This window comes from Gimesia maris, assembly GCF_008298035.1.
Classification (GTDB): domain Bacteria; phylum Planctomycetota; class Planctomycetia; order Planctomycetales; family Planctomycetaceae; genus Gimesia; species Gimesia maris.
The window spans coordinates 4,809,305-4,835,677 of sequence record NZ_CP042910.1 but is presented as its reverse complement, the minus strand read 5'-3'; the positions used below and the strand labels follow the sequence as shown (position 1 = coordinate 4,835,677).

Sequence of the window (26,373 nt, the reverse complement as noted above, 5' to 3'; positions counted from 1 at the left end):
AATCATCCAATATAAAATACCGAGGTCAAAATATGAAAAAGCAGATTGCGCTCATCTGTCTGGGATGTCTGGTTTTACTGCAGTTCCACCAGACCGGTTGTACTTCTGAGCCAAATCAGTTGTCGGAACAGGAACAGCTGCAGGGATTCAAGCTCTTGTTTAACGGCAAGGATCTTTCAGGCTGGCAGCACAGTGGAAACTGGAAAGTCGAAGATGGCATCATTTCACGTGCCGGTAAAGGGGGGAGCCTGGTTTATGAAACGGAGCATGTGCCCGACAATTTTGAATTGAAGTTTGAATGGAAGGTCGGGGAAGGCAGCAACAGCGGTGTGTATTACCGTCCCGGTCAGTATGAATATCAGATACTGGATAACAACAAACATGTGGATGGTAAGAATCCTCGTACCAGTGCTGCTTCCATCTATTTTTGTCTGCCTCCATCACACGATGCGACACGTCCTGTGGGGGATTGGAATACGGGACGAATTGTCTGCCAGGGAACTGTCATTCAACACTGGTTGAATGGGGAAAAAGTAATCGATCTGGATTATACTGACCCGCGCTATGCCTGGCATGTCGAACTGCTGGCGAATCGGGGAGGGGATCTGGCTGATCGGGGCGCGAAACTGTCTCTGCAGGACCATGGTGATCCAGTCTGGTATCGCGGTATTAAAATGCGGAGCATCTCTGACTCTGAGAAACTGAAACGTAGTGATGTGAAGCCGGCAGAATTGTCTGATACAGTAATGGCTGCGGAACAACGGAAATTACAGCAGATCATGGAGAAACGTGCGCGGCAACAACAGAAAAAGAAATAAAGGTTTGCTGAAATTATTTCAACCAAGTGATGTGATCACATAATCTGATTCTCAGTATTACAATATAGGAAGCTGATTTTCATGTTCTGGAAGCGTTTAGGTGGATTCTGTATTCTCGTGTTATTGACAACCAGGCTTGCGTCGGCGGTTGAGCCGGTGCAGGTGATTTTTGATACAGATATCACTGGCGATGTCGATGATGTACTGGCTCTGGCCATGTTACACACTCTGGCGGATCGAGGGGAATGCGATCTGCTGGCGGTTACCATTTCTAAAGTCAATCCGCTGACGGGACCATTTACAGACGCGACGAATACTTTTTACGGGCGAGGTGATATTCCCATTGGAGTGACTCGCGATGCCCAGAAACGAGAAAGCCGTTATCTGAAGCTCATCAAAGAAAAGCAGGGGAACCGGAGCCGTTATCCGCATGATATCAGTTCGAATCAACAACTCCCGGATGCGGTCAAGCTACTGCGTAAAACGCTAGCGGCGTCAACTGACGGTTCCGTAGTGATTATTCAGGTCGGTTTAGCAGCAAATCTGGCTGATCTGGTAGAATCGAAGGCGGATGAAATCAGCCCGCTTTCTGGTCCTGAATTGATCAGAAAAAAAGTCAAACTGGTCTCTGTGATGGCAGGTGCATTTGAACCGATTGATGGAAACATGCATTTTCTGGAAGCAAACGTGCGTAATGGAATTCAATCCATGCAGCGATTTGTTCGCCAGTGGCCTCAGAGTACACCTGTCGTCTGGAGTGGTTTTGAAATCGGTATTGCCGTGCGGTATCCACGCGAGAGTATTGCCCGGGACTTTAATTACATAGAACATCACATTGTACGTGAAGCGTATCTGCTGCATAGTGGTCCAGAACACGATCGTCCCAGTTGGGACTTAACGAGTGTGTTGTATGCCGTTCGTCCGCACGATGGTTATTTTGATCTGTCCGAACCCGGAAAAGTGACTGTCGACGATGATGGGTTTTTGAGTTTTCATCCAGCGAAGCAGGGGCGGGATCGCTATTTAAAAATGAATCCCCTGCAGGCGGTGCAGGTGAAAGAGGCGTTACGAAGCCTGGTCAGTCAGCCTCCAGTGTCTCGAAAACTCAAGTAACAGTGCCTCAGGCTTGAATGCTTACTGTAGAGAATTTCGACTGACTTCTTCCAGTAATGTATCAATGGAATCACACATCTCTTTTTTGAGTGCGTGCAGACTATTTTGCATTTCTTTGAGTTGATCAATTCGATTATTTGTATTTACGGGCCGAGAGCTGTGTTTATCTTCCTCGGGGTTATCTATCTGTGAGGAGACAGTTACCGCCTGACCAGTACTGACCTCTTCACTCTCTACTGTAGCCGAATTTTTTAATTTTGTTACGAGCAATTCAGTGTCGATGGGTTTGACCAGGAGGTCTTTAAATCCGAGTGCCAAAGCCTCACGTGTTAATTGCTTCATTTTAGGTGAAGACGTGCCATGTTCTTTTGTCACCATCAGATAAAAATTCAGCGGTGGAATTACTCCTTCATCATTAAACCGTTCGATCTTGGCGGCCGCCTTGTATAAATCCAGGGCATTCATTGTCGGTAGAAACAGACTTGTCAGGACAGCATCTATCGAGAAATCTGTCTTCAAGATCAGCAGGGCTTCTTCTCCACTTTCTGCTGAGACGGTCTCGAAGTGATGGAGTCCCAGCTTCTGGTTCAGACTCTGACGGATGAATCCGATTTCGTCGACAATCAAAATTTTCATGGTTCTATCCTGATGTGAATTTAAGAATCGATCGCGATAGCCATCTGATTTGAAAGAAGTTCACATAATCTTGTATCGCCTTCTCGAAAAAAAATAAAAATGGGGGAAATTACCCAATTTATTGCACTGTATTCACCTCAATGTTGAATGAGGTGTTAAATTAGAGTAGAAGAGGTGGAATGCGTATAGTGGGTGTTCTACTTGTGGGTTGAAGACAATTAAAACGGGGATAGGCAGAGATCACTGTGTCGTTTCAGGAAATCACTCGATCAGAATTGACTGTAAGCTGAGACGATTTTTGATTGAAAGCCTTTAAACAGTGAGCCTGTGAATATTTAGAATCAACGTTATCAGACACTTAAGACTGTATCCTATTTAACTGTAGCGCCTCCAGGTCCCATTAGGATCCAGTATAATAGATCAAGAGACGCGATGATTAAATGTGATACACTCTAGTCATTTTTTACTGATGATTCCCTTTTTTCTAATTGAGTTTGCATTACCTTTCCACTGAATCCCCTCTTAGTGGATACAACCTGTGTGTACTACTGGTGTGTGTCCATCATTTCATACAAATGAATGCCTACGGACAATAGGTACTGCTTGATCTCCCTGAAGAGTATCGAGATTATCTCCTTTTGGCGAAAGTGTTTAAGGTGAATTGTCATGCTTAAACAATCTAAGCCAAATCTTTAAAAGATAAGATGATGCGGAAGTATGTAAAGTGGTTTGAAACGAACCTTATTCTCTTTGAGTCGTATCACTAAATATTTTTATACAGCATCAAAATATTTATTATCAGATTGCAATACATTTGAGGGCCAAATGACGGAATTTTATGTTTACATCATAGACGATGATCCTGATGTTTTAGATTCAATTGCCTATCTGTTGCGAACTTCCGGCTACACAGTCAAACCGTTTAACAGTGTTTTTTCTTTTCTGGAATCCAATGATCTTGAAACGCCAGGTTGTGTGCTGATTGATCTGATCATGCCGGAAATCTCTGGTATCGAAGCAATGCAGTTATTAGACAAGCGTCAGATTCGTTTTCCGGTAATTATAATGAGTGCTTATGGGGATATTGAAAAAGCAGTCTCAGCAGTTAAGCAGGGGGCCTGCGAATATCTGGAAAAGCCATTTGCCAAAAATAAGTGTATTCAGGCAGTAGAAACGGCGCGGACAATCTGGAATCAGAGAACTGATGAGACTGGTGATAACGGCATACAATATCTGCAGTTGTATGATGGTCTCACCCGTCGAGAAAAACAGGTCTTTCATCTGATCGCAGAAGGACATTCCGGTAAACAGATTGCGAACTCCATGACGATCAGTTATCGGACGATGGAAAAGCACAAGGCGAATGTACTCAATAAATTAGGTGTTTCCAGTACCACTGATATCGTACATATTCTTTATAAGATTAAAGATATGCCCGGCTATCGAAAAAATGATGCATCTGACTCACCTCAATAAGGTTGTAACTTCAAAGTTACTCAATCCCTTCCCAAGGCTCTGTTTACGGAATAATTTACCCCATTCCGCAAACTTAATCTTCGCGTTATGAATTGGTTTCAGACTGTTAGCTTGCGTCCAGAATTTCTTGAGCTTCTTCAGGGCATCTCGGACAAGAATTGTAGAACGAGACACACTCAGCCTAAATGGGATCCACTTTGATCTATTCCAGTCTGGGTTTTAGCGGTGAATCGTTACCAGTTTCAGCAAAGAGGCATAAATCCAAATGCTTGAAGCTGCAATGGGGGGAATCCCCCATCAATTGAGAGGGTCTTATCAGTCGATAAAAAAACATACTGGTGTTATGAACAAGGTGTGATCGATTCAGTGAACACAACATTGTATGATTTAAAACATATTTTTTAAAAGGGGAAAAATCCAAAAGTAGAGAGGCGCAGTATTACCGACAAATAAGGGCCAGGCATGAGTTCCAGACAAACCGCATATTGTAAAAATTACTTTTCTCAGCAGATCCTGAAATTCTGTGTAGATGTGGTTATCACGATGACCGAAGAAGGCAGGATTCTGATGGCGAGCCCTTCCATCGAATCAGCCTGGGGATGGAACACTGAGGAGATTTCTGGAAAGAACATCTATGAACTGCTGACAGAAGCATCCCGTAAGCCGTGTCTGCATTGTATATCAGAGTGTGTGGTCTCTGGTAATTCTGCCGTTTGTGAACTTGTTGTTAAACGTAAAGACCAGTCCTGTAGTCTTTTTGAGTTAATACTCCATCAACTGGAAGATTCGTGCGAAGGCAGTCAATTCATCGGTATTTTCCGTGACAAATCGGAGCGGTTTCGGCTCCAGGACCAGCAGACTGAATATCTGGAACGTCTGAAGCTGACTCGACGGGAACTGAAGCGTAAAGAATTCGAACTCAAATCAGCACTCAACATGGTTGAACAGGCTAACCAGGTGAAAAATGAGTTTCTGTCGAATATGAGCCATGAGATTCGAACACCGATGACCGCGATCATCGGATATTCAGAAGTACTGAAAGAATCAGTAATTCAAGCTGAGCAACACGATCTGATAGAGACCATCCAGAGAAATGGTGACCATCTTCTGCAGGTGATAAACGATATTCTGGATATCTCAAAAATCGAACTGGGGCAGTGTGAACTGAAAACAGAAGCGTGCTTTCCTTTGCAAATCGTGCAAGAGGTGATTGCTTTACATCGACCGAAAGCAGTTCAAAAGGGACTACGACTGCTTACCAATATTCATGAGTCAATTCCCGAAACAATTCAGTCTGATCCGATACGGCTGAAGCAGGTCCTGAATAATCTGGTGAGTAATGCGGTCAAATTTACAAATAACGGCTTCGTTCGTATTGAAATAAGAACGTTTAATCGGTCGAATTTCGAGCGACTGCTGCAGTTTAATGTGGCTGATACCGGAATTGGTATTTCAAAGGATAATCTGAAACGTATTTTTGATCCTTTTACCCAGGCAGACAGCTCTATGTCGCGACCTTATAGTGGTACAGGACTGGGATTAACTTTGAGCCAGAAACTGGTGCAGTTGCTGGGCGGAAAGTTGTCTGTTCAATCAACTGTGAACCAGGGAAGTATATTTTCTGTTACATTGAATGCAGGTAATAAAACTTCTGAGATTCAGCAATCAGGTAGACGGCTGGATCTCGACAATCAAAAAACGCTGTCGCTCACATCAACTGATGCAAGAAGAGGGGGAAACTCAACAGCCGAAAAAGGCAGGGTATTGCTGGTTGATGACACTCAGGAAATTCGCACTCTCTTCAGTTATATGCTGGCAAAAATGCAGTTGGAAGTCGTGACTGCTTCGAATGGTAGAGAAGCGATTGAGAAAATCCAGCAGGCAGAGGGGCAGGGGGAACTGTACGATCTCATTCTGATGGACATGCAGATGCCAGTCATGGATGGTTACGAAGCGACTCGGTTTCTCAGGAGTCAGAATAACCCGATTCCTGTAATTGCAATTACCGCGCACACTTTAATTACGGATCGGGAAAAATGTATCGCGGCAGGTTGTAGTGACTATCTGGGGAAACCAGTCAAGTTTAATGTCCTGTCTGAAATGGTTTCCCGTTATCTGACAGCTCTACCGGAATTACAGAATACTACTGAAACTGCTTCAAGCCGTTGAGTCTGCGTGGTCCTGATGAGGCTGAAACGCAGGTAGTGACAGATGGAAAATCGCGCCTCCCTCGGGATTGGGGGTATACCACAATTTTCCACCGGATGCATCGATGAGTGAGTGGCTGAGTGAAAGTCCGATACCGACCCCATCCTTTTTGGTTGTCGTGAACGGAGTGAATAACCTTTCTTCAAGGTCAGCCGGGATCCCGGGGCCTGTATCCTTGATAGAAACCTGAATCACATTGCGTTCGACTGCGGCCGTAGAAATCGTCAGGATTCTTGGAGACGGGCTGTGCGCCATGGCCTCAACCGCATTCTTCAGCAGATTGACCAGTACCTGCTCAATCTGGACCTGATCTGCATAAACCATGATGAAATGATTTTCGGCCAGTGATTGAATCTCTATCTGCTTTAAGTGAATCTGGTAGCTGATTAATTGTATCGCCGTTCGGATACTAGAGTGTATATTAAACAGAAACCTTTGCTGCTTTCGTTTTTTGACCAGTGATCGCAATCGCTGAACGAATTCCCCGGATCGCAGCGACTGTTGGATCACTTTATCAACCAACTCAGAAATATCTTTCCCCTGCTCGAGTAAGGCTTTGATGGCAGTACTGTAATTGGCAATCGCAGTCAGGGGCTGATTCAACTCATGCGAAAGACCTGCAGCAAGTTCCCCCATCACAGAGAGGCGGGACACATGAGCGAGTTCGTCCCGGTATTCCTGAACCATCCGGTCAGTTTCGTGTTTTTTTGTGATATCCTGAATCGTACCGTACATCAATGATGTTGAGTGGCCAGGCAGGTATTTGAGTGCCGCCTGTTGATGTACATAGCGGATTTCACCGTTCGGTCTGATAATCCGATGTTCGATGCTGAATGGTAGGTCGTTCTTTAATGTGTTGACGATGACTCGTGAGACTAAATCCCGGTCTTCCTCATGAATAATCTGCAGAAAGGAATGATAGTCTGGCTGGTGTTCCGACTCAGGCAGTTTCAAAATGCGATAAACTTCTTCCGACCACCAGAGGGTGTCATTCTGAGGATCCCATTCCCAACTGCCGATATGCGCTAACCGTTGAGCTTCATGTAATCTTGAATGAACGCGGTTCACTTCTATTTCAGTTTTCCTTCGCTCTGAAATATCCTGGATGATGACCAGGACTTCCTCCGGCAGATACGGAAGCAATCTCGCTTGAAACCAGTGCGTACACAGATCAGATTGCAGTGTATACTCAAACTCGGCAGCTTTCTGAGTCTGGATTAACTGGTCAATTGCCAGTTCAAACTGGGAGCCTACGGAATCCGGAAACAGATCACAGATCTGCTTCTGATGCAGTACTTTTGTCGGAAGCAGAAAATCATTCAGTTTTCCACTGACATCGCCGACTATGGTTCCGTCAATACTCATGTGGAAGAACAGGTCAGGCTTGACCTGCAACATCGCTTCAATTTGCGCTGTCAATCTGGTCACTCTTTTTTCTGCAATCAGCCGGTCAGTAATATCGACAGCAGAGCCGAGAATCTGGCAGACCTTTCCCGCTTTGTCATAGTATGGCTCAAACGTAATATCCAGATCCATCATTCTGGATTCTGAAAGTTGCACTTTTGTCTCGAAGCGGATGACCTCTCCCTGTGCTGCTTTCCGAAACGCCTGTTTGAGAGACTGCTGCACCTCGGAGGAATATGACCACCAGTATGTTTCCCAGAATGATTTTCCAATTACATCTGATGTTTTAAACTGACTCGTTTCCAGGGGGACACGATTTAGTTCGAGAATGATACCTTCTATCGAAAAGACACCCTCAAAGGCAAACAGGTTGCCAAATCTGTTCTGAGTGTGTTGTGACGAAAGTGGCAGTTGCTTTTCGGGCAGCCTGTGGATCAGAGCTTCCCGCTTGCTGTTTTCATTAAACTGCGTGAGTGGTGCAGGATTGGAAATGAAATGACTGGATCTCTGTAAGCTCTTCTGTTCTGTTGGGGTGTCCATGCCGGATCTCGCGCCTCGGATAGATTATCGAGTGTGTCAGTCTTTGAATTTCAGATTGAATAATCGTGGAATTCAAACGAAAATAACGCAGGCGGATTTCTAAATGGATCTTGGATTGAGATTAGCATCTGAACTGGCAGATTCTCCAAGACAAATGCCATTCGATAACCGGGAATGGATACAAACTGGTCCTGGCGCATCAAGTGTATTGCACCTGAGTGTTGTTTGATTGTCTGATGATTCTGATTACATGCGTCTCAAACTCGAGTAATTGTTCAGTATCCATAAAGCGGACAGAGATGTGCTATTATGTCCATTTTCTGAAAATTGATAAACCCCGGTTTACTCTTGGACATGAATGTCAGATTGACGATACAAATTCAGTTGGATCATTCCATCTGAATCAGTCACAAATCTGATGTAATGCAAATCAATCCAGGTCAAATCAAGGAATACCGGGCAGGACCCTCAGTCAATTTCATTAAGGGATTTGAGACCCGAGAGAGGATCTGGATCGCATAGAAAAATGCACTGACGAAAGAGCGACTGATAATAAATCAGTAGATCTGTTCCTGGCAGCATAATTCTGTGAGAGGGATCTCAGAAAGAGATAGCCGAGGCGGGACTCGAACCCGCACGCCCTTTACGGACCCGGGATTTTAAGTCCCGTGCGTCTGCCATTCCGCCACTCGGCCATGAATATAAGTGTTTATAGTGTTTTGATTTATGGGGGTCAACCTAGTTTAACTCAAAAAAACACGCCAATTCCCCGCCATTGATGATATTTTTATTCGGCGGTCTGCTGCTTTAGTGTTGGTGTCTTGAGTTTGTGGCTCAAGTTCGATTTCAGCTGGATCACTGTGAATCGGGTTGAACGAAGTTCACAGGTGCTGTTCAACTCGTTCCTGCAGGAAGAGATTTCTGTTTCTAATAGGAATTCAGGAGTTTGAATCGGCTACTTCTTAATAAGTTTCGTCAGCCAGACCTCTTGCACGGCGACGTCGGCGACGACGGTGCAGCCAGCGTTCACCATCTTCGGCTTCTGCAAAGAAAGAACCTGAGAGGAGTCTGTAGAAAAAGAGGAGCACAAATGCGCCGCCTGTTGCTGCAATAAAACCAAACGTGCTGATCGGCGTGACCTTGGCACCGTCCCAGAAAAACATCAGTGTGCCACAGCCGACAACACTGCCGCCGATGCCCATCAACATGGTGCTCACAGCGCCACCGGGATCTTTTCCGGGCATAATCGCTTTGGCGGCCAGACCGACCAAGGTTCCAAAACCTACCCAGACTAACATTTCGTTTACGGCTTCCTGAAGAATTCGACTGGTATTGTCATCAAACATTATGACGGTCCTTCGTCGATAAGTGCTTATCGAGATATGATTTAGGGTGATGAGTCGATGGTGGTGATTCGGTAGCGGAGAGGAGACTTTTATTACTCACTTTTATCATTATCGTCAATCCCGGTCTGAAACTTGGGTAATGAACGATCGATTTGATTTTTGATTAAAGTTTTGTAGAGTTGGAATACGGATTTCGAAATGCTTGATCGATCTGGAGTATCTGACAGACTACATTCTTCGCGTCCGGGTAAATGAATTAATGAAACGAGTTAATCAGTTTCTTGTATTGAGTGCTTTTACTGCTCTGACTGTCTTTACATCGCTGACGCAAGGCGCTGAATTTCAGAAAAAAATTCTGACTGATAAATATTTCGCGGATGGAATCACAAGTGGCGATTTCAAGCATGACGGGCAGCGCGATATCGTAGCCGGTCCTTACTGGTATGCAGGTCCCTCTTTCGAGAAAAAGCACAGTTTTTACGAACCGGTATCCTGGCCACCCGCTGATAGCCCCAGTAACTGCATGCTGGAGTTTGTATACGATTTCAATATGGATGGCTGGGATGATATTCTGGTACTGGGACGCGTGCATCTACACAAAGCATACTGGTACGAAAATCCGCGTATGGAAAACGGGGACTGGAAAAAACATTTCGTGTTCGAACGCGTTCAGGGTGAGTCACCGCTCCTGGTCGATGTGACCGGAGATCAAAAACCGGAACTGATCTGTCATTGGAATAATCACTGGGGGTGGTTGGCACCTGACTGGAGTGCTCCTGAGAAACCCTGGCGTTTTCATGCTGTTGGCCCGCCACGGGAATGGAACCGATTCTATCATGGAACGGGTGTCGGCGACCTGAATGGAGATGGGGCAATTGACATCGTGATTAATGATGGCTGGTTTGAAAATTCGGCGCAGCGAGCTGTAGACTGGAAGTTTCATCCTTTTCTGTTTTCAAAAGAGAAAGGGGGAGCACAGATGCTGGTCTATGATGTTGATGGAGATGGTGACAACGATGTCATCTCCAGCATAGATGCCCACGGCTGGGGACTGGCCTGGTTTGAACAACAGCAGAAGGATGCGCAAATCACTTTTATAATGCATAAAATCATGGGTGATCGCAGTGAATTGAAGCAGTATGGTGCCGCATTCACTCAGCCACATGCTCTCGCTTTAGCTGACATTGACGATGATGGTCTGCAAGATGTTGTGACCGGTAAACGAAGGTGGGCTCATGGTCCGAACAGAGATATCGAACCCGCGGAAGCACCTGTGGTTTACTGGTTTCAACTGCAACGCAGCGAGGGTGGTAAAGTCAGCTATGTTCCTCACCTGGTCGATGACTGGTCAGGCATTGGCGTGCAGATTGAAGCTTCCGATGTCAACCAGGATGGGAGAACTGATATTCTGACTGCCTCCAAACTGGGAACCTTTCTGTTTCTGAATACAGCGGAATAATCAGCCACTGAGCCAGTCGTCCCGGTGTGCCGCAACAAACTCGTCGTCGTTCAGATGCGGGTAAGCTGCATAGATGCGGTCGATTTCTTCCAACTGACCGGACCCCATAACCTCGTCGGTATCCAGGCACCAGGTTCCTTCCAGCAGGCCCTGACGTCGCAATACTTCGTGAATACCGGGGATACAACCCTGGAAACGATTGGCGACGTCAAACAGCACGGCGTTACAGTCTGTGACTTCTGTATTGCGGTGTATAATTGAGAGCGGAATCTCCGAATTCGCTTCTGCGACCTGCTGGCATTCTTTGAGGATCTCCACGGCTTTACTGGTCCAGACAGCCCAATGACCAAGCAGGCCGCCTGCGATCCGTCTTTCAACCTGTTTTCCCTCAGAGTTGAAACGGAAAGGTGTAACCAGATCGAGTACGATGTTGTCATCGTTGCCGGTATATAAAGCGATCTCGTCGCGGCCCGATTCAACAACCGCTCGAATGACATCCAGAGTATGGTAACGATTGAAAGGCGCCATTTTGATCGCAGCGACATTTTCGATTTCACAGAAGCGACGCCAGAAGGAATAAGGTAACAGTCGTCCGCCAACATCGGGTTGCAGATAGAAGCCGAATACGGGAATGACTTCTGAAACGGCGTGACAATGTTGAATCAGCGTCTCTTCGTCAACATCTTTTAATGCAGACAGACTAAGCAATCCGAAATGATAGCCGGCTTCACGCGCGATAGCCGCTTCGCTGGTGGCCTGTTTCGTATTACCACAAATCCCGGCGACACGCAGCAGATGTTGATCGCGGTGTTTATCAGCCCGGTTCATTTCCTCGGCTGCCAGTTCCAGGACGGGCTGATACAGATCAATGCCGGGATTGCGAATTTCAAACTGTGTGGTATGCACGCCGACGGCCAGACCGCCGACACCGCTGGCAATATAGTAACGCGAGAGTGCCCTTTGTCGTCGTTCGTCCAGTTTTCGGGATGCAGTCAATGCCAGGGGATGAGCGGGGATTGCGGTTCCCTGCTGCAGTGTTTTGAGAATTTGTGAAGAGTTCACGTTAAAAGTTTCCTGTTTCACCGAGTATTCGAGACAACTGGTCGAGATTAAAATTTACCGCTGCGCGATTCAAAATGCGTTGGCTTGCCCAGCAGGGGGCGTTCATTTTGAATCCAGTCAGCAGTCCAGTCGAAGATCTGGTTAATGTCTACCAGGGGCGCTCCATATCGTTCGTGTCCGAATTGTCCGTTATTGAGTAAAGCATCTTCAGCCGCTGATCCTGTGAATTGCGGCTGTTTGTTGAACCGCTTTCCAAACTGTTCACAGATCTCACGGACTTTGAGTATCTGGGGACCAGAGACATTCAGGTAAGCGGGGGGAGAAGCAGCGTCGGGCATCGAGCAGAGTGTCATCGCATTCGCGTCTCCCTGCCAGATGACATTCACGAAGCCCATGGAGAGATCAATCGTCTGCTCATGGTAGACCTGCAATGCCAGATCGACGAGTACGCCGTAGCGGCATTCCGTTGCGTAATTCAGACGGATGATGTTCATTGGGATGTTGAGGGTGCGGCTGAAGTGTTCGAACATTCGTTCGCGCCCCAGGCAGCTCATCGCATATTCACCCACGGGATTGGGTTTATCGGTTTCCACCGAGCCCTGGCTTGTTGCCGGAACCAGGCCATAAATATTACCGGTTGAGAAGGCAGTGATCCGACTGTTTTGATATTTGTTACAGACCAGTGAGGGCAGGTAGGTATTCATCGCCCAGGTGAGCGACTCGTTTCCTGTCGCTCCAAATTTCATGCCCGCCATGTAGATCACATGGGGGACGTCGGGAAGACTGCTGATGAAATCGGATTTGAGCAGATCACCTTGGATGGTCTTAATGCCCATTGCTTCCAGTGGTTGTCTACTGGTCTCATCAGAGAAGCGACTCACACCAAAAACCCGTCTTTTGATGCCCGCTGCTTCATCTCCACGTAGAATCATGCGGGCTAATGTCGGCCCCATTTTACCGGCAATGCCGAGGAGAATAATGTCTCCTGTTGTCTGCTGAAGAGCCTGGACTACCTGGGGGGTAGGGCGGCTTAAGAGTTCGTCTAGTTGTTCGACCTGGTTGATTGTCTCAGGGAAATCAGTCGTCATAATGCGGGTGAAACTATCTGTATTGAGAATGAAAAAGGATTATTTCGTCTCACCGCATTATGGCAGGTTCGTGGTTGAATTGGAAATCCACGTCAAGTTATTCCCGGGGAAGCTCACAGGACAGGAGTTGATTCCAGTCGGGCAGGTCAGCAGAGTTTTTGGAGAAGTAACTGGCGACGACTTTACCTTGATCAAGAATCAGGGCCGCTCCCAGTTGTTGTACGTCTTTACCAGGTATACCGGGAAGATAACCCGAAAGGACTGTGGATTTGAATCCGGACCACCAGACCGCGGGGCCCACAGTTTCAGCCAGACTACCTCGTCTGACCTGAAAGAGTTCATAGAGCGTGCGATCCGGATCGCTGAAACTGTATACGTTTCGTAACTCATAGCGGGCCAGTAAGCTGGACGCCTCTTTTTCGTCCATCATGTGCACGATGGCCAGTTGCAGATGTCGTTCTGCCAGTTGAGCAGAGAGTGATTTCAGTTGATCGAGTACCTGACGACAGAAAGGGCAGCCGCCGTGTCTGAGAAAAACGACCAGTACCGGGGCTGCTTCCGACAGCTCTATCAGTGTTTTTCCCTGACTGGAAGGAATGCGGGAAAGGGACTCCCGGAACGGGTCAGAGTTCATGGGATCTTTCACTTTGAGAATTATAGTTCTGATCAGACGGTTGGGGGAGATCAGCACAGAAGAAAACAGTATCTATCAAGCTTACCACAAAGCGTCCGGATGTGCTTTATGGAAGTCCGAAATTTCCTGTACGGTATCTTCGATTGTTTCCAGGTCCGAATAAAACATGGCAGTGGGATCAATCTGCTTTTCTTCCAGAAAATCGATTTCCGCCTGCACATGAGGGATGGTTGCTATCTGAGGGAAAACGATCAGCCAGAGTAGACAGACTCCTGTTAAGAGTAACAGGAATTGAACCCATTGCTGTCGGGAATGTGTCATACTTTTGGGAAATTCTTCAGAACTTGAGTCAGGAGTCGTTGGAGGCACTTGAATATACAGACTGTAGGAGAGTTTAAAATAATTCGTGGATGACTTCACCATGGTCGATGGCCGCAATGGGTCTGCCGGAATGATCGAGGAAATAAGCTTCGGGATCCATACCCAACACGCGATAAATGGTGTGGTGAATATGGCCGGGACGTACTGGTCGGTCGACAGGTGCTTCGCCCAGTCGGTTGGTAGCACCGACGATGCGTCCCCCTTTCACGCCTCCGCCTCCCATCAGGCAGGTCATCGAGTTCCCCCAGTGATCGCGTCCCGGGGTTCCCATGCTGAGGGGAGGCCCGCCGTTGCCGCCATTATTCATCCGCGGAGTCCGGCTGAACTCGCCGCAAAGTACGACAAGCACTTTCTCACTCAAGCCGCGCTGGGCCAGATCTTCAAACAGGGCACTGACTGCCTGATCCACGCGCGGCAGATAACTTTCCATGCCGCTCTCGAGATTCCAGTGGTGATCCCAGCCGCCAAAATGCACGGTGACGAAGGTTGTTCCCGCCTCGACCAGGCGACGTGCCAGTAGAACGCTTTGACCCCAGGTGTGCCGACCATATTTTTCACGCAGTTCATTATCTTCTGAATTCAGATCGAATGCCTGCCGGGCCTTTTCGCCGGTGACCATTTCGTAGGCTTTCTGGTCCAGGCGATCCATGGAATTGAGCATGCCTGACTGATCCACTTCGCGACGTAATTGATCGAAACTTTTCAGTAATGACTTACGGTTTTTGAGACGATCGATTGACAGTCCGGTTGTGGGATTGAGGTTCTTGACCTGGAAATTTGGACTGTTGGGATCGGACTCGGTTTCGAACGGGTCATGTTGAACTCCCAGAAAATTTCCTCCGAAATAGCCCGGTCGCAAACCGATGCTGGATGCATAGGGTACAGAAACATAAGCAGGCATACTGGGATCGCGGGGGCCCAGGACTTTAGTTGCCATTGATGAAATCGACGGATTTCGACCAGGCGTGCTGCCACCACTCACGCCACCCCGACCTGTGAGCATCCAGTGACCACCGGTAAAGTGATCGCCGGTATTATGGTGCAGTGAGCGGACCAGCGAAAATTTGTCTGCACACTTTGCCTGCAGGGGAAACATTTCAGTGATGTCCATACCCGGCACATTGGTGTGGATGGGATTCCAGATCCCCTTGTATTCACTGGGTGCTTCGGGTTTCAGGTCATAGAGATCCATATGGCTGGGACCACCGTCCAGCCAGAGCAGGATCACCGAAGTGTCTTTCTTTTCGATTCCCGCCTGTTCAGCCAGCGATTTCGCATGCAGAATTTGAGAAAGGCTGGCTGACCCCATCCCGGCTATCCCTGCCTGTAGAAAATGGCGTCTGCTGATGCCATCACAGTACTTCCCTGATTTACCAAATTCAACGCGGAACATATTTGCGATCCTGGGCGTGAAAAAAAAATAAGAGTTCACTTATGCGTGCATTTTATTGAGGGCGATCTGGTTTCGTCAATAAGGAACCGCATCGAATTATGTTGATTATCCGGTCGGGGAGACAGGAACTTCAGGGAAAAACTGAGTCACTGTCAAACTGTTTCTTCTGATTTCAGTTTGGCAGCCCGGTAGATGACACCGTTGATTTCGCCACCGGTCATCAAAATCGCGCCTGTCAGGTAGAGCCATACCAGCAGCACAATGAATCCTCCAATGGTGCCATAGGTTTCGTTGTAATGGGCAAAATTTTCGACATACAGTCGAAAACCCTGCAACATCAGGACCCAACTGATGATGACGAACATACTTCCGGGAGTAAAAATCTTCCAGGGGAGCTTGATACTGGGGACGGCCCAGTAAATTACAGAGGTGGAGATCAACATGAAACCGCAGGCCACCGACCAGCGGGCGCCGGCTGAAAATAAAAGATGTATCCAGGTTGAGTGAATGTTCGCGACCAGGAGACTGGCAATTTCTGGCCCCACAACCAGAAGAATGGAAGCTGTGAGCAGCAGGATCAAGACGCCAAAAGTCAGGAGCAACGCCAACCCGCCTGACCGCAGGAAGGAGCGGCGATGTTCGACTTCAAATACAGAGTCCAGCCCCACTTCCATTGTAATAAACAGACGAGTTCCCCCCCAGGCGAGCAGAAAGATGCCGCCCCCAATCAGGCTGAGAGTTGTTTTCTGCTGGATATCCTCAATCTGAGCAAACAGCATACTTGAGACATTGCTGGGTAACCCCTGATTGATGGCGTTTTCGACGCTCAGGATGACGCCCCGAATCGGTAATTGTGCAAGGCAGCCAATAATGACAATCAGGAGAGGAAAGAAAGTGAAGATGGAGTAGTAGGCAAATTGCGCGCTATGGGCGCTGAGGTGGTGCTTGTCATATCCTTTCAGCGTTCGAACGATCAAGTCCCAGAGGGTCAGGCCGCCAAATTTCCACATGGCGCGGAATCCAATTTTACCCAGCTGTATCTGTTCACGTTCAGTCATGTCAGACCATTCTTATCTGTTGTGATTTCGTACTTTACGGCGAGTGAAGAGGTTACGTTTGCTTAAAGGCAATACCCTTATAATTCCTATAATCATTAAAGATTAACATTTTGAAATGTCGATGACAGTGATAAGGGGAACTTGCAGAAAAGTTTACCTTCGTCGAAATGCTATACACCTCATATCTGAAGAACAGAGATTAATCGGATTTTCAAAATGAATTCGTTGCTCAAACTGATTGCTGGAATAGTCCTTTGTCTGCCGCTGACCGGCTGTGCCAGTCCGGGATATTATGACCCAGCTACTGGCATGATCTGCAGCGGGCCCATGTATGGCCCTACAGATTTCATGGATGATATCAAATGCAAGCTATCAAAGCACCGTGCACAGCGGATGATGAAGCATTGCTGCAATCCCTGTTCAAGCTGCGATCCCTGCAACACCTGTAATTCGTGTGATCCCTGTGGTGCTGGAGGATTTGGTAGTACGATTCCCGGCATGGTTACATCAGGAACATTCAGTTATGGTGGGGACGATGGATCCATGCAATCCTACCCCACACCAAACTATGCTCCGCAGTCCAGTTGTCCCACCTGTGGTCCTCAAGGCTATCAGGGGCCACAAACTTATGAAACTCCGCAAACCTACGAAGGCGAATATCTGCAGGAGTCTGTCCCACCCGAGGCAACTCCGCACACAGGGCCTGCTACCGTAGTACCCCAGAAAATCTCACCGGTACCCAATCACGGACCAAAGGGGGTGATAGGCAAACCAGCGCCGGCTCCCGCCGCAGAAGAACCAATGTCCTCGGTTCCTCCCGCATTGTTACACGCTCCGACAGTCATTCCCAGTTCTGCTCAACCGCGACAGGGAGCACGCCCGGTTCAGTGGGTTCCCGCTCAGGTTCATTAGCCTGTCACGATCTCAAAAATTCGGGCCAGCAGGCTATGTGGGTGAGCATCCCTGTTCTCACTAAAATAAGGGATTGTTCAGAAAGGACCAAGTGGAGTGAAACAACCTGATTGTGTCAATCAGCAGTATCTCAGGTTGCGAAGCCTGTCTTCTTCCCGCGTCCTGATCCTACTGACCTGCAGTCTGTTTAGCCTGTTCACAACAGTCGTTGAAGCGACGATTTACGAAGTCGGACCTGGGAAGAAATATCCCCTGGTTGAGAAAGTTCCCTGGGAAACTCTGGTCGCCGGGGACGAAGTTCAGATTCACTGGCGGCCACAGCCTTACCATACTAAATGGGTTCTCTGTCGACGTGGGACGAAAGACAAGCCGATTGTCGTCAAAGGCATTCCCTCTGAAAAAGGAGAACTGCCCGTAATCGATGGACGCCGTGCAATGACACGTCCTCAATTGCGTTTCTGGGGAGAACAGCGGGGTATCATCAAGATTGGCGGTGCGCGCGATCCGGAAGATACGATGCCCGCCTACATCGTGATTGAAAATCTCGACATTCGCAGTGCACGGCCCTCCTTTTTCTATTTCTGCTCGGATGGTCTGCAGAAATATTTTCAGAACGCAGCAGCGATTTTTATCGAAAAAGGGGAGCATATTACGATTCGTAACTGCTACCTGCATGATTGCGGTAATGGATTGTTCGTAGCGTATGACACAAAAGACCTGCTGGTCGAAAACTGTTCGATCTACCATAACGGGATTGCCAACAGTTACTACGAACATAATGTCTACACAGAGGCAGCGGGAATTACCTTTCAGGGAAACTACCTGGGGCCCTTACGAAAAAACTGCCTGGGGAATAACCTGAAAGATCGTTCTGCAGGACTAGTGGTAAGATACAACTGGATTGAAAGTGGAAACCGCCAGTTGGATCTCGTGGATTCTGAAGGGGGCGATACAATTCGTTTCGATCCCCGCTATCGCAGTGCCTACGTGTATGGGAATGTTCTGGTTAAACTCGAAGAGGATTCCAACAGCCAGATGATTCACTACGGAGGCGACAGTGGCGATGAAAGCGCCTACCGAAAGGGAACGTTGTTTTTATATAACAACACACTGGTTTCACGGCGTTCCTCGACAACGCTGGTCAGACTCTCCACGAACAGTGAGCACCTGGACTGCCGCAATAATATTTTATTTACCACGCATGCCGGCAGCAGTTTAGCGATTCTGGATGAGAAAGGGACGGCGGCTCTCAGCTATAACTGGGTCAAACCAGGCTGGAAAGCCGCCCATTCAAGCAGCTTTGGGAATGTGAATTCGGAAGCCGAAATTCATTCCGGCGATAACCCTGGTTTTCAGGATGTAGCGAAAAACCTGTTCTTCCTGACTACGAAATCAGCGTGTCTTAACAAAGCCGGACCGTTGCCAGCGGCTGTACAAAACAACTTTCCGGTCGTCCAGCAGTTCAAAGGTCCGCGGGGAATCGAAAAACGCCCCGCAGCATCGTTGAAAGACCTGGGGGCGCTGGAAAGAGTATCAGAAGAGTAACGTTCTCCCTATTTGGTCGAGCCGTACTGAGCAGCAACTTCAACCAGTGTTTTGACCATACAGCCAGTCCCGCCCCCTTCACGATGGGGGGCATTCGCTGAGGCGAAGGCCGGTCCGGCAATATCCAGGTGCACCCACGGCGTTTCACTCACAAAGTTTTCCAGGAATTTGGCGGCTGTGATCGCACCGCCCCAGCGGGTTCCCACGTTTTTGAGGTCAGCGACATCGCTTTTCAACTGGTCGGCAAACTGTGGAAACATTGGCAATTCCCAGACGTCTTCTCCGCTGGCTTGCGCTGCATCCTGGACCACTTGGGACCATTCGGCGTTATTCGCGAAGACCCCGGTGACTTCTTCACCCAACGCGACAACGCAGGCTCCCGTTAATGTTGCCAGGTCAATTATATTTGCTGCGCCACGATCAACGGCAAAAGAAAGAACATCTGCCAGAACCAGTCGCCCTTCAGCGTCGGTATTGAGGACTTCGATGGTTTTCCCGTTACGGGCCGTCAGGACATCACCCAGTTTATAAGACGATCCATTGACCATGTTTTCTACCAGACCCATGTAGCCAATAACATTCACGGGTAGTTTGAGCTGGGCGATCGCATTCATGGCGCCGAGAACGGCAGCAGCACCCCCCATATCGCATTTCATCGTTTTCATACCATCGCTGGGTTTCAGAGAAAGTCCGCCACTGTCGAAGGTGACCCCTTTGCCTACCAGGGCCAGTGTGGGAGCTGAGGCATCTGCACCCTGGTATTTCAGAATGGCGAGGCGTGCCGGCTGATCACTGCCTTGTGCGACAGCCAGCATGGAGCCCATCTTTTCCTGTTTGAGTTGATTTTCATCGAGTATCTCTGCTTCCAGCCCTGTTGACTTCGCGACTTCCACTACGCGGTCTGCGAAGCTGACGGGGAAAATATCTCCGGCATGGCGGTTGACCATCTCTCTTGCGAGGTTAATTGATTCTCCCAGAATCGTGCCTCGATCTACAGCCTGCTGGCATTCTGCTGCATCACCGCTGCCTGCGATAGTGATCTGCTGAAAGGGGAAGCGTGCTGTCTCTTTGCGGTACAGATCCTGTCCGACTGCACCCACGATCATTGAAGCGCTGGTCACAGTGGCGAACTGTTCTGTTGTGAGAGAACTATTTTCGACTTCGGGCAGGGCAACGACGATGCTGGTATCTGGCTTACTGGAAATCGAACGGGCGGCGGTCTTCATCGTTTTTTCGAGCGATGCGAGACTGATACTTTCAGCAGTCCCCAGCCCAGCCAGTAAAATGCGTGGTGTCTTGATTTCGGTGATCCCCAGCAATGTGGTCGTGGTGCCCGCCTTGCCTGTGAAATCTTCGCTTTCGATGAGACGGGATAGGAGACCGCCTAGAGTCTGGTCCAGTTCTGTAATTGAGGCGCTCAGGGGAGCCGATTCGGCCAGCCCTAAAACCAGCCAGTCAGCAGTGAGAGAGGAGAGTGATTCATTTGTGAATTGCGTAGCCATCGGTTCGATCAGTCCCTTTATTGTTGAAAATCATCAGATTAAGATAGGTTTGTTCCACAGATAGGTTGTCCCACAGTTTAGCAGATCAGGAATAAAAACCAAATGAGAGACATCAGGATTGCTGTCGTTCAGTTTGAACACCGTAATGGGGACAAAGCTTTTAACCTGCAGCGGATTCGTGAACTCTCACAACAGGCGGTCGAACAGGGAGCGGAAATTGTCAGCTTCCATGAATGTTGTATCCCCGCTTACACGTTTGTGCAATCATTCTCGAAAGAGGAACTGCTGGATCTAGCGGAACAGGTTCCCGATGGCCCGAGTACCCGGGAACTGATGCAGATCTCACAGGAGGTGGGAGTGCCAATTCTAGCGGGGCTCTTCGAAGTTGATCAGGACGAAGTCTATAACACGTATGTTTGTGTTGACGGCAACGAACTCGTAGCACGGTTCCGCAAACTGCATGCGTTTGTGAATTCGCATTTGGCTTCAGGGAGTGAATACGTGGTCTTCGAACTGCGGGGCTGCCGCTGTGGAATTTTGATCTGTTATGACAATAACCTGGTTGAAAATGTGCGGATGACGGCAATGCTGGGGGCTGACATTATTTTCATGCCTCATGTGACCTGCTGTCTGCCGTCTGTAATGCCGGGTCGTGGGCTGGTTGATCCTTCACTCTGGCACAATCGCGCGCGTGATCCGGTCAGGTTGCGTCAGGAATTTCAGGGACCCAAAGGCAAAGGGTGGCTGATGAAGTGGCTGCCTGCACGGGCCTACGATAATGGCGTGTATGCGATCTTCACAAACCCGGTTGGCATGGATGACCAGGAGGTCAAACCAGGACTCTCGATGATTCTGGATCCGTTTGGGGAAATCATTGCCGAATGTACCAGGCTGGGCGATGACATCGCCATTGCCTTGTGCACGGATGAAAAACTGCATCAGGCCGGCGGACGCCGCTACATACGTGCCCGTCGACCGGATCTGTATGGAAAACTGGTTGAAGCACCGGCGGAGCCACCGGTCACCGAGCCTGGTTGGGAACTGAAACCGTCCAGTTAAGTTTAGCTGTCTGCTTTTAACGCGGGATCAGCAAAACCGGCTTCCGCAAATCCTTTGGCACGCAGTTGGCACGAGTCACAGTGTCCGCAAGGAGTACCATCAGGCAGGGGATCGTAACAGCTGTGTGTCAGTCCGTAGTCGACACCAAGTTCCATACCTGTTTTGATGATATCCGCTTTCTTGAGCGAGATCAGGGGCGTATGGATTTTCCAGTGGCCGGAGTGCTCAACTCCGGTTTTGGTGGCTAGAGAAGCGACGGTCTGGAACGCACTGATAAACTCGGGGCGACAATCAGGGTAGCCGCTGTAATCGACGGCGTTTACGCCGATAAACAGATCGTAGGCATTCAGCGTTTCTGCCCAGGCTAATGCGAGTGAGAGAAAAACAGTATTCCGTGCGGGGACGTAGGTAATGGGAATTCCGGTTTCCAGATCATGTTCAGAGCGATCTTTGGGGACATCAATATCAGCGGTCAATGCAGAACCACCAAAGACGCGTAAATCCAGTGGGAAGATCACGAATTTTTTGACATCGAATGCCTGGCAGACCTTCTTGGCGGCTTCCAACTCGTGTCGATGACGCTGGCCGTAATCGAATGACAGGGCATACAGTTCAAATCCGGCATCGGCAGCAATGGCTAATGTCGTTGCCGAATCGAGGCCTCCACTGACGAGAACGACGGCTTTGGGGACTTCAGTCGTCATTGATATACAGACTCCTTCGAGGATCAGTCGCGATTATAAAACCTGTGAGCAGGTTGAAAACTGAAAACTAGCAGGAGCGATCTGTGGATGCAATCCCCTCGGAAATGATCGAGTTGAGTTTTCTGGAACTCAGTGGAAATACATGATGTAGCAGAAGTAAACTTAAAATAACCCCTCGATAATTTCTCCGTTTGCAATGGGAGTGGGGCGTGGGAGACGGGGGAAATATGTTTGATGCGAATTGATGCCCAGAGCATGGTAGATTGAAGTCGCAATGTCTTCGGGCCGCCAGGGCCGAGTGCTGGGAAGGCTGCCTTTGCGGTCCGTGGCTCCGATGACAACTCCTCGTTGAACCGGGCCTCCTGCCATGAGTACACTACCGGCATTCGGGTAGTGGTCGCGTCCCGCAGTCGCATTTATTTTGGGTGTGCGACCGAATTCCCCCATCGCGATGACAAGAGTCGTGTCCAGCAGCCCACGATCTTCCAGATCATCAAGTAAAGCAGAGAGGGACATATCCAATTGAGGCAAGTTGCCGGGACCGGCATAGCTGTGCCACCGTTTATTTTCTGGCATTCCAGCTGGGCGCCCGGCGAAAGACATCATGGAATCAAACAGCCAGCCATGGTTATCCCAGGTGCCATTCGTTTTTGCATTTCCAAAGAGGCCTCCCTGGACGGCTTGATTGATTGTTACAAATCGTGCACCGGCTTCAATCAGCCTGCGGGCCAGTAAGACACGGCGACCATATATGTTGTCTCCGTAACGTTCACGTGTGTTAAGGGGCTCATCGTTCAGATTGACTGCTTTCTGCATTACACCACTGGTCAGCATGGCAATTGCTTCGTCGGTGAACTTGTCGACCGATTCCAGTTGCGAATTTTTCACATCGTGCAGTCGACTCAAGTTTTCTAACTGATCCAGCATTGATAGCCGATTTTCGAATCGCGTTCGCGAAAGATTCAATCCCCCCAGTTCCATGTCTGGTTTTTGCGGATCTCCTTTGAGATCAAACGCGGAGTAGGCAGTTCCCAGGTAACCGGGAGGGTCTGTGTAGCGAGCGGCAACTGGAATGCCCAGGTGGGGAGGAACTCCGGGCACTCGACTACCGTATAATGCTGAGACAAGGCAACCAAAGTTAGGGAAATACTGTTTGCCTGGGGGAGCAAATCCACTGGCTACATGTTGAGAACCGGTACTGTGTGAACCACTTTTGCCCTGCCAGGAGCGAATGATGGCTACTTTATCCATTCGGGTCGCCAGTAGAGGAAGTTTTTCACATATCTGTGTGCCAGGCACATTGGTGCTCGTAGGTTTCCAGGGGCCACGAATTTCTACGGGTGCGTTTGGTTTGGGGTCGAATGTTTCGAAATGGCTCGGGCCTCCTGCCAGGAAAATGAAGATACAGGAGAGGTCAGGTTTGTCTGGACCGGCTGACGCTTGCAGAACCTGTGGCAAGTTTAAGCCGAAGAGCCCGACACCGACCTGTAAGGCCTGACGTCGATTAAGCAGATGAGGTGCGCACATCCCGTTTTTAAAGACTTCAGTCATCTGTTTGGCCCGTCTTCAATAAGTGGAAGATGATCGGAGAGATTGAGTAAATAATTTTACCAGATCAGATTAGTACAGGCTAGACAAAGTCCCCAAAGAGAGAGGCTCAGATCGATTATGAGCAGGAAATGTGCGGCAGATTGCAAGCGAAGCTATGGCAACTGAAGATCAAGGTAGAGAAGGAAACATCGATGTCCATGCCAGGGCGGTGTAAAAGTCCTGTAATCCGGCGAACTGATATCCAAAGGGAATGATTCGTGGATTATACATGCGATCATAATTACCGAACCCACGAAACTGGAGTGAGCCAAACTGGAACGAAGGTCGGTAACCGTTGTAGTAAAATGTGTTTCCCTGATAGGGTGAGCCAAACCAGTTGGAACGGATGAAATCACCATACATGTAGCTGGCCGGGAAACCCTGCAGACGGGTGAATGTGGAACTCTGATACCAGGGCATCGATCGCAGGTAATAACTGCGATTGATCGGTGTCGAACGTGCGGTGCAGTTTTCACAAACCGCGGTGGATTTGACATCTGGGATCACACGCGGCGCGATGACGATCAGATCTCTGGAATCAGGACTGGTGGCAACAGCTTGCGGGCTTGGATCCAGTGGAAAACGGGTTTCCCGTGTGGCATACGAATTCACACCTGGAGCCGGTGAAATCTGAACTATCCATTCCGGAGTTGTGTCAGTAGCTGTGGTTTCCGAGCGGGAATCTGGTTTCTGGGCTTCAATGGCGGCCTGGGACCGGGAACTTGTCAGCAGGCAGACGATGACTGTCAGGAGTGGCAGCAGGTTTTTCATGGCAGTGACTTCAAACTTCAAATCATGATCTTAAAAATATTTTGATGCGTGGCAAAAAAGCAACGCTCTGAATTCCATCGTAGAGGGGGAAAGAGACCATTTACCAACAAAAATCCAGATTACCCGGCCAAAAAGCATAAATTATGGCTGCATTTTCACTCCGGGCTGGCAGGCGGCTTGATGGATGGCGGTCTGCTGATTAATCTCCTGTTCAGGACCTGTTGTCTTCTATAGCAGTGATCCGAGTTCAACTTTCAAAATCAACATGCAGTGGAGATATACCGTGGCCGCAAAAGCCTGGGGAGGACGATTTCAACAGCAGACCGATGCCCGCGTGGAAGCGTTTACGGAATCGATCAGTTTTGACAGCCGACTGGCGGCAGTGGACATTCAGGGCTCACAGGCCCATGCCCGGATGTTGGCCAGGGTGGGACTGATCAGTGATGACGAATGCACGCAGATCGTTGAGACGCTGACCCAGATCGGTAATGAAATTGAAGCCGGAAACTTCGAGTTTCGTTTCGATCTGGAAGACATCCACATGCATATTGAAAGCGCACTGATTGAGCGTGTTGGCGATGTAGGACGAAAACTGCATACGGCACGGAGCCGCAACGATCAGGTTTCGACTGATCTGAAGCTCTACACACGCGAGGCGATTCATCGCGTGGACGGTCTGCTTAAGGATCTGCAGACCGCGTTTGTCGAACGCTGCGGTCGAGACCAGGATCTCGTACTGCCCGGCTTCACACATCTGCAGCGGGCGCAACCGGTGAAAGCCGCCCATTACTGGCTGGCTTACTGTGAAAAGTTTGATCGCGATCGTCAGCGACTGGCAGACTGTTTGAAGCGTGTGAATGTTTCTCCTCTGGGTGGGGCAGCACTGGCGGGGACTTCATTGCCCATCGATCGGCATTATACGGCGGAACTGCTGGAATTCACTGACGTAGCCCGCAATAGTCTGGATATTTCCAGCGACCGGGATTATCTTGCGGAATTCTGTTTCTGTATGGCGTTGATCGCAACCCATCTGAGCAACTGGGCTGAAGAGTGGATTGCCTGGTTCTCGACTGAATTCGGGTTCATCAAACTGCCTGATGCGTTTACTACCGGATCGTCGATCATGCCCCAAAAACGGAATCCGGATGTACTGGAACTGATTCGCGGTAAGTCGGCTCGACCGATTGCCGATGTGCAGCAGATTCTGGTGCTGCTCAAAGGTTTGCCGATGGCTTACAATCGTGACATGCAGGAAGACAAGCTGGCGTTGTTCGATGCTTACGATACAGTGGCTGCCTGTTTGGAACTGGCGGCAGCGATGGTAGAAGGGGCAGAGCTGCAGCAGGAAACTATTGCGAACAAGCTGGAAGACGGATTTCTTGACGCGACCGCACTAATGGAATACCTGATCAAAAAAGGAACGCCAATGCGGACCGGACATGGCATCGTGGGCAAGCTGGTTTCGGTGTGTGAATCCCGTTCGATTCGTCTGGTGGATTTGCCGCTGGAAGAACTACAGCAGGCCTGTCCGCAGATTGAAGAAGACATCTACCAGGTGTTGGGGGCACGGAATGCGATGGCGGCGCTCTGCAGTTTTGGATCGGGAGGTGAAGTACCGGTACAGGAACAGACAGAATACTGGAAAGAGAAGCTGGGATTGTAAGGAGAACTTCC

22 protein-coding genes and 1 tRNA gene are annotated in these 26,373 nt (G+C 48.9%); 9 read left to right on the top strand and 14 right to left on the bottom strand.

Translation table 11 applies throughout. The features are described from left to right. The first annotated feature begins 32 nt into the window (after positions 1–32). Both GmarT_RS17710 and GmarT_RS17705 read left to right on the top strand, forming a co-directional pair. Positions 33–818, top strand: a complete 786-nt coding sequence (locus GmarT_RS17710) for a 3-keto-disaccharide hydrolase (RefSeq protein ID WP_002645591.1) — start codon at positions 33–35, stop codon at positions 816–818. An 81-nt stretch (positions 819–899) separates the two neighbouring features. After that, on the top strand, positions 900–1,931 hold the full coding sequence (locus GmarT_RS17705; protein ID WP_002645592.1) for a nucleoside hydrolase: 1,032 nt from the start codon (positions 900–902) through the stop codon (positions 1,929–1,931). 21 nt (positions 1,932–1,952) lie between these two features. Here GmarT_RS17705 and GmarT_RS17700 read toward each other — a convergent pair whose 3' ends face one another. Beyond that, the gene (locus GmarT_RS17700; protein WP_002645593.1) at positions 1,953–2,567 is read right to left on the bottom strand and encodes a response regulator; all 615 of its coding nucleotides are present in this window, start codon (positions 2,565–2,567) and stop codon (positions 1,953–1,955) included. Positions 2,568–3,392: 825 nt separating this feature from the next. Between GmarT_RS17700 and GmarT_RS17695 the strand changes: the two genes are divergently transcribed. Beyond that, positions 3,393–4,043, top strand: coding sequence for a response regulator transcription factor (locus GmarT_RS17695; RefSeq protein ID WP_002645594.1), 651 nt, complete (start codon positions 3,393–3,395; stop codon positions 4,041–4,043). 462 nt (positions 4,044–4,505) lie between these two features. Further along, a complete protein-coding gene (locus tag GmarT_RS17690) occupies positions 4,506–6,212 on the top strand; it encodes an ATP-binding protein (RefSeq protein WP_002645596.1) in 1,707 nt (568 codons plus the stop codon). Here GmarT_RS17690 and GmarT_RS17685 read toward each other — a convergent pair. The 3 genes from GmarT_RS17685 to GmarT_RS17675 all read right to left on the bottom strand — a co-directional run bounded on the left by GmarT_RS17685 (position 6,201) and on the right by GmarT_RS17675 (position 9,541). Next, entirely contained in the window at positions 6,201–8,195 is a 1,995-nt protein-coding gene (locus tag GmarT_RS17685; RefSeq protein ID WP_002645597.1) for a PAS domain-containing sensor histidine kinase, read from the bottom strand. The genes GmarT_RS17690 and GmarT_RS17685 overlap by 12 nt on opposite strands. 611 nt (positions 8,196–8,806) lie before the next feature. Next, positions 8,807–8,890, bottom strand: a tRNA-Leu gene (locus tag GmarT_RS17680). A gap of 267 nt (positions 8,891–9,157) precedes the next feature. After that, positions 9,158–9,541 (bottom strand): GlsB/YeaQ/YmgE family stress response membrane protein, encoded by a 384-nt coding sequence (locus tag GmarT_RS17675; RefSeq protein WP_002645601.1) that lies wholly within the window; start codon positions 9,539–9,541, stop codon positions 9,158–9,160. 259 nt (positions 9,542–9,800) lie between these two features. Between GmarT_RS17675 and GmarT_RS17670 the strand changes: the two genes are divergently transcribed. Further along, entirely contained in the window at positions 9,801–11,000 is a 1,200-nt protein-coding gene (locus tag GmarT_RS17670; RefSeq protein ID WP_044237221.1) for a VCBS repeat-containing protein, read from the top strand. Here GmarT_RS17670 and GmarT_RS17665 read toward each other — a convergent pair whose 3' ends face one another. From GmarT_RS17665 to GmarT_RS17640, 6 genes are all read right to left on the bottom strand, one after another. Beyond that, on the bottom strand, positions 11,001–12,062 hold the full coding sequence (locus GmarT_RS17665) for a dihydrodipicolinate synthase family protein (protein WP_002645603.1): 1,062 nt from the start codon (positions 12,060–12,062) through the stop codon (positions 11,001–11,003). A 47-nt stretch (positions 12,063–12,109) separates the two neighbouring features. Next, complete coding sequence (locus tag GmarT_RS17660) at positions 12,110–13,150, bottom strand: NAD-dependent epimerase/dehydratase family protein (RefSeq protein WP_002645604.1); 1,041 nt, start codon at positions 13,148–13,150, stop codon at positions 12,110–12,112. Between the two features lie 97 nt (positions 13,151–13,247). Beyond that, on the bottom strand, positions 13,248–13,784 hold the full coding sequence (locus GmarT_RS17655) for a SelL-related redox protein (RefSeq protein ID WP_002645605.1): 537 nt from the start codon (positions 13,782–13,784) through the stop codon (positions 13,248–13,250). An 81-nt stretch (positions 13,785–13,865) separates the two neighbouring features. Further along, positions 13,866–14,105, bottom strand: coding sequence for a hypothetical protein (locus tag GmarT_RS17650; protein ID WP_002645606.1), 240 nt, complete (start codon positions 14,103–14,105; stop codon positions 13,866–13,868). A gap of 73 nt (positions 14,106–14,178) precedes the next feature. Further along, positions 14,179–15,558 (bottom strand): DUF1501 domain-containing protein, encoded by a 1,380-nt coding sequence (locus GmarT_RS17645; protein ID WP_002645607.1) that lies wholly within the window; start codon positions 15,556–15,558, stop codon positions 14,179–14,181. A gap of 152 nt (positions 15,559–15,710) precedes the next feature. Continuing rightward, the gene (locus GmarT_RS17640; RefSeq protein WP_002645608.1) at positions 15,711–16,616 is read right to left on the bottom strand and encodes a YihY/virulence factor BrkB family protein; all 906 of its coding nucleotides are present in this window, start codon (positions 16,614–16,616) and stop codon (positions 15,711–15,713) included. A 216-nt stretch (positions 16,617–16,832) separates the two neighbouring features. Between GmarT_RS17640 and GmarT_RS17635 the strand changes: the two genes are divergently transcribed. After that, positions 16,833–17,528: a hypothetical protein gene (locus tag GmarT_RS17635; RefSeq protein ID WP_002645609.1), complete on the top strand. Its 696-nt coding sequence runs from the start codon at positions 16,833–16,835 to the stop codon at positions 17,526–17,528. Between the two features lie 96 nt (positions 17,529–17,624). Beyond that, positions 17,625–19,073, top strand: a complete 1,449-nt coding sequence (locus GmarT_RS17630; RefSeq protein WP_002645610.1) for a right-handed parallel beta-helix repeat-containing protein — start codon at positions 17,625–17,627, stop codon at positions 19,071–19,073. 8 nt (positions 19,074–19,081) lie between these two features. Here the strand turns inward: GmarT_RS17630 and GmarT_RS17625 are convergent, their stop codons facing one another. Further along, a complete protein-coding gene (locus tag GmarT_RS17625) occupies positions 19,082–20,575 on the bottom strand; it encodes a leucyl aminopeptidase (RefSeq protein WP_002645611.1) in 1,494 nt (497 codons plus the stop codon). 102 nt (positions 20,576–20,677) lie between these two features. On the opposite strand from GmarT_RS17625, the gene GmarT_RS17620 reads away from it, so the two are divergent. Continuing rightward, entirely contained in the window at positions 20,678–21,634 is a 957-nt protein-coding gene (locus tag GmarT_RS17620) for a nitrilase family protein (protein ID WP_002645612.1), read from the top strand. A 2-nt stretch (positions 21,635–21,636) separates the two neighbouring features. Here the strand turns inward: GmarT_RS17620 and queC are convergent, their stop codons facing one another. The 3 genes from queC to GmarT_RS17605 form a co-directional block, all read right to left on the bottom strand. Beyond that, positions 21,637–22,338, bottom strand: coding sequence for a 7-cyano-7-deazaguanine synthase QueC (gene queC, locus GmarT_RS17615; RefSeq protein WP_002645613.1), 702 nt, complete (start codon positions 22,336–22,338; stop codon positions 21,637–21,639). A gap of 162 nt (positions 22,339–22,500) precedes the next feature. Further along, a complete protein-coding gene (locus GmarT_RS17610) occupies positions 22,501–23,889 on the bottom strand; it encodes a DUF1501 domain-containing protein (protein ID WP_002645614.1) in 1,389 nt (462 codons plus the stop codon). 168 nt (positions 23,890–24,057) lie between these two features. Continuing rightward, entirely contained in the window at positions 24,058–24,699 is a 642-nt protein-coding gene (locus GmarT_RS17605) for a hypothetical protein (RefSeq protein WP_002645615.1), read from the bottom strand. 283 nt (positions 24,700–24,982) lie between these two features. Between GmarT_RS17605 and argH the strand changes: the two genes are divergently transcribed. Beyond that, a complete protein-coding gene (argH, locus tag GmarT_RS17600) occupies positions 24,983–26,362 on the top strand; it encodes an argininosuccinate lyase (RefSeq protein WP_002645616.1) in 1,380 nt (459 codons plus the stop codon). Positions 26,363–26,373: the final 11 nt, after the last annotated feature.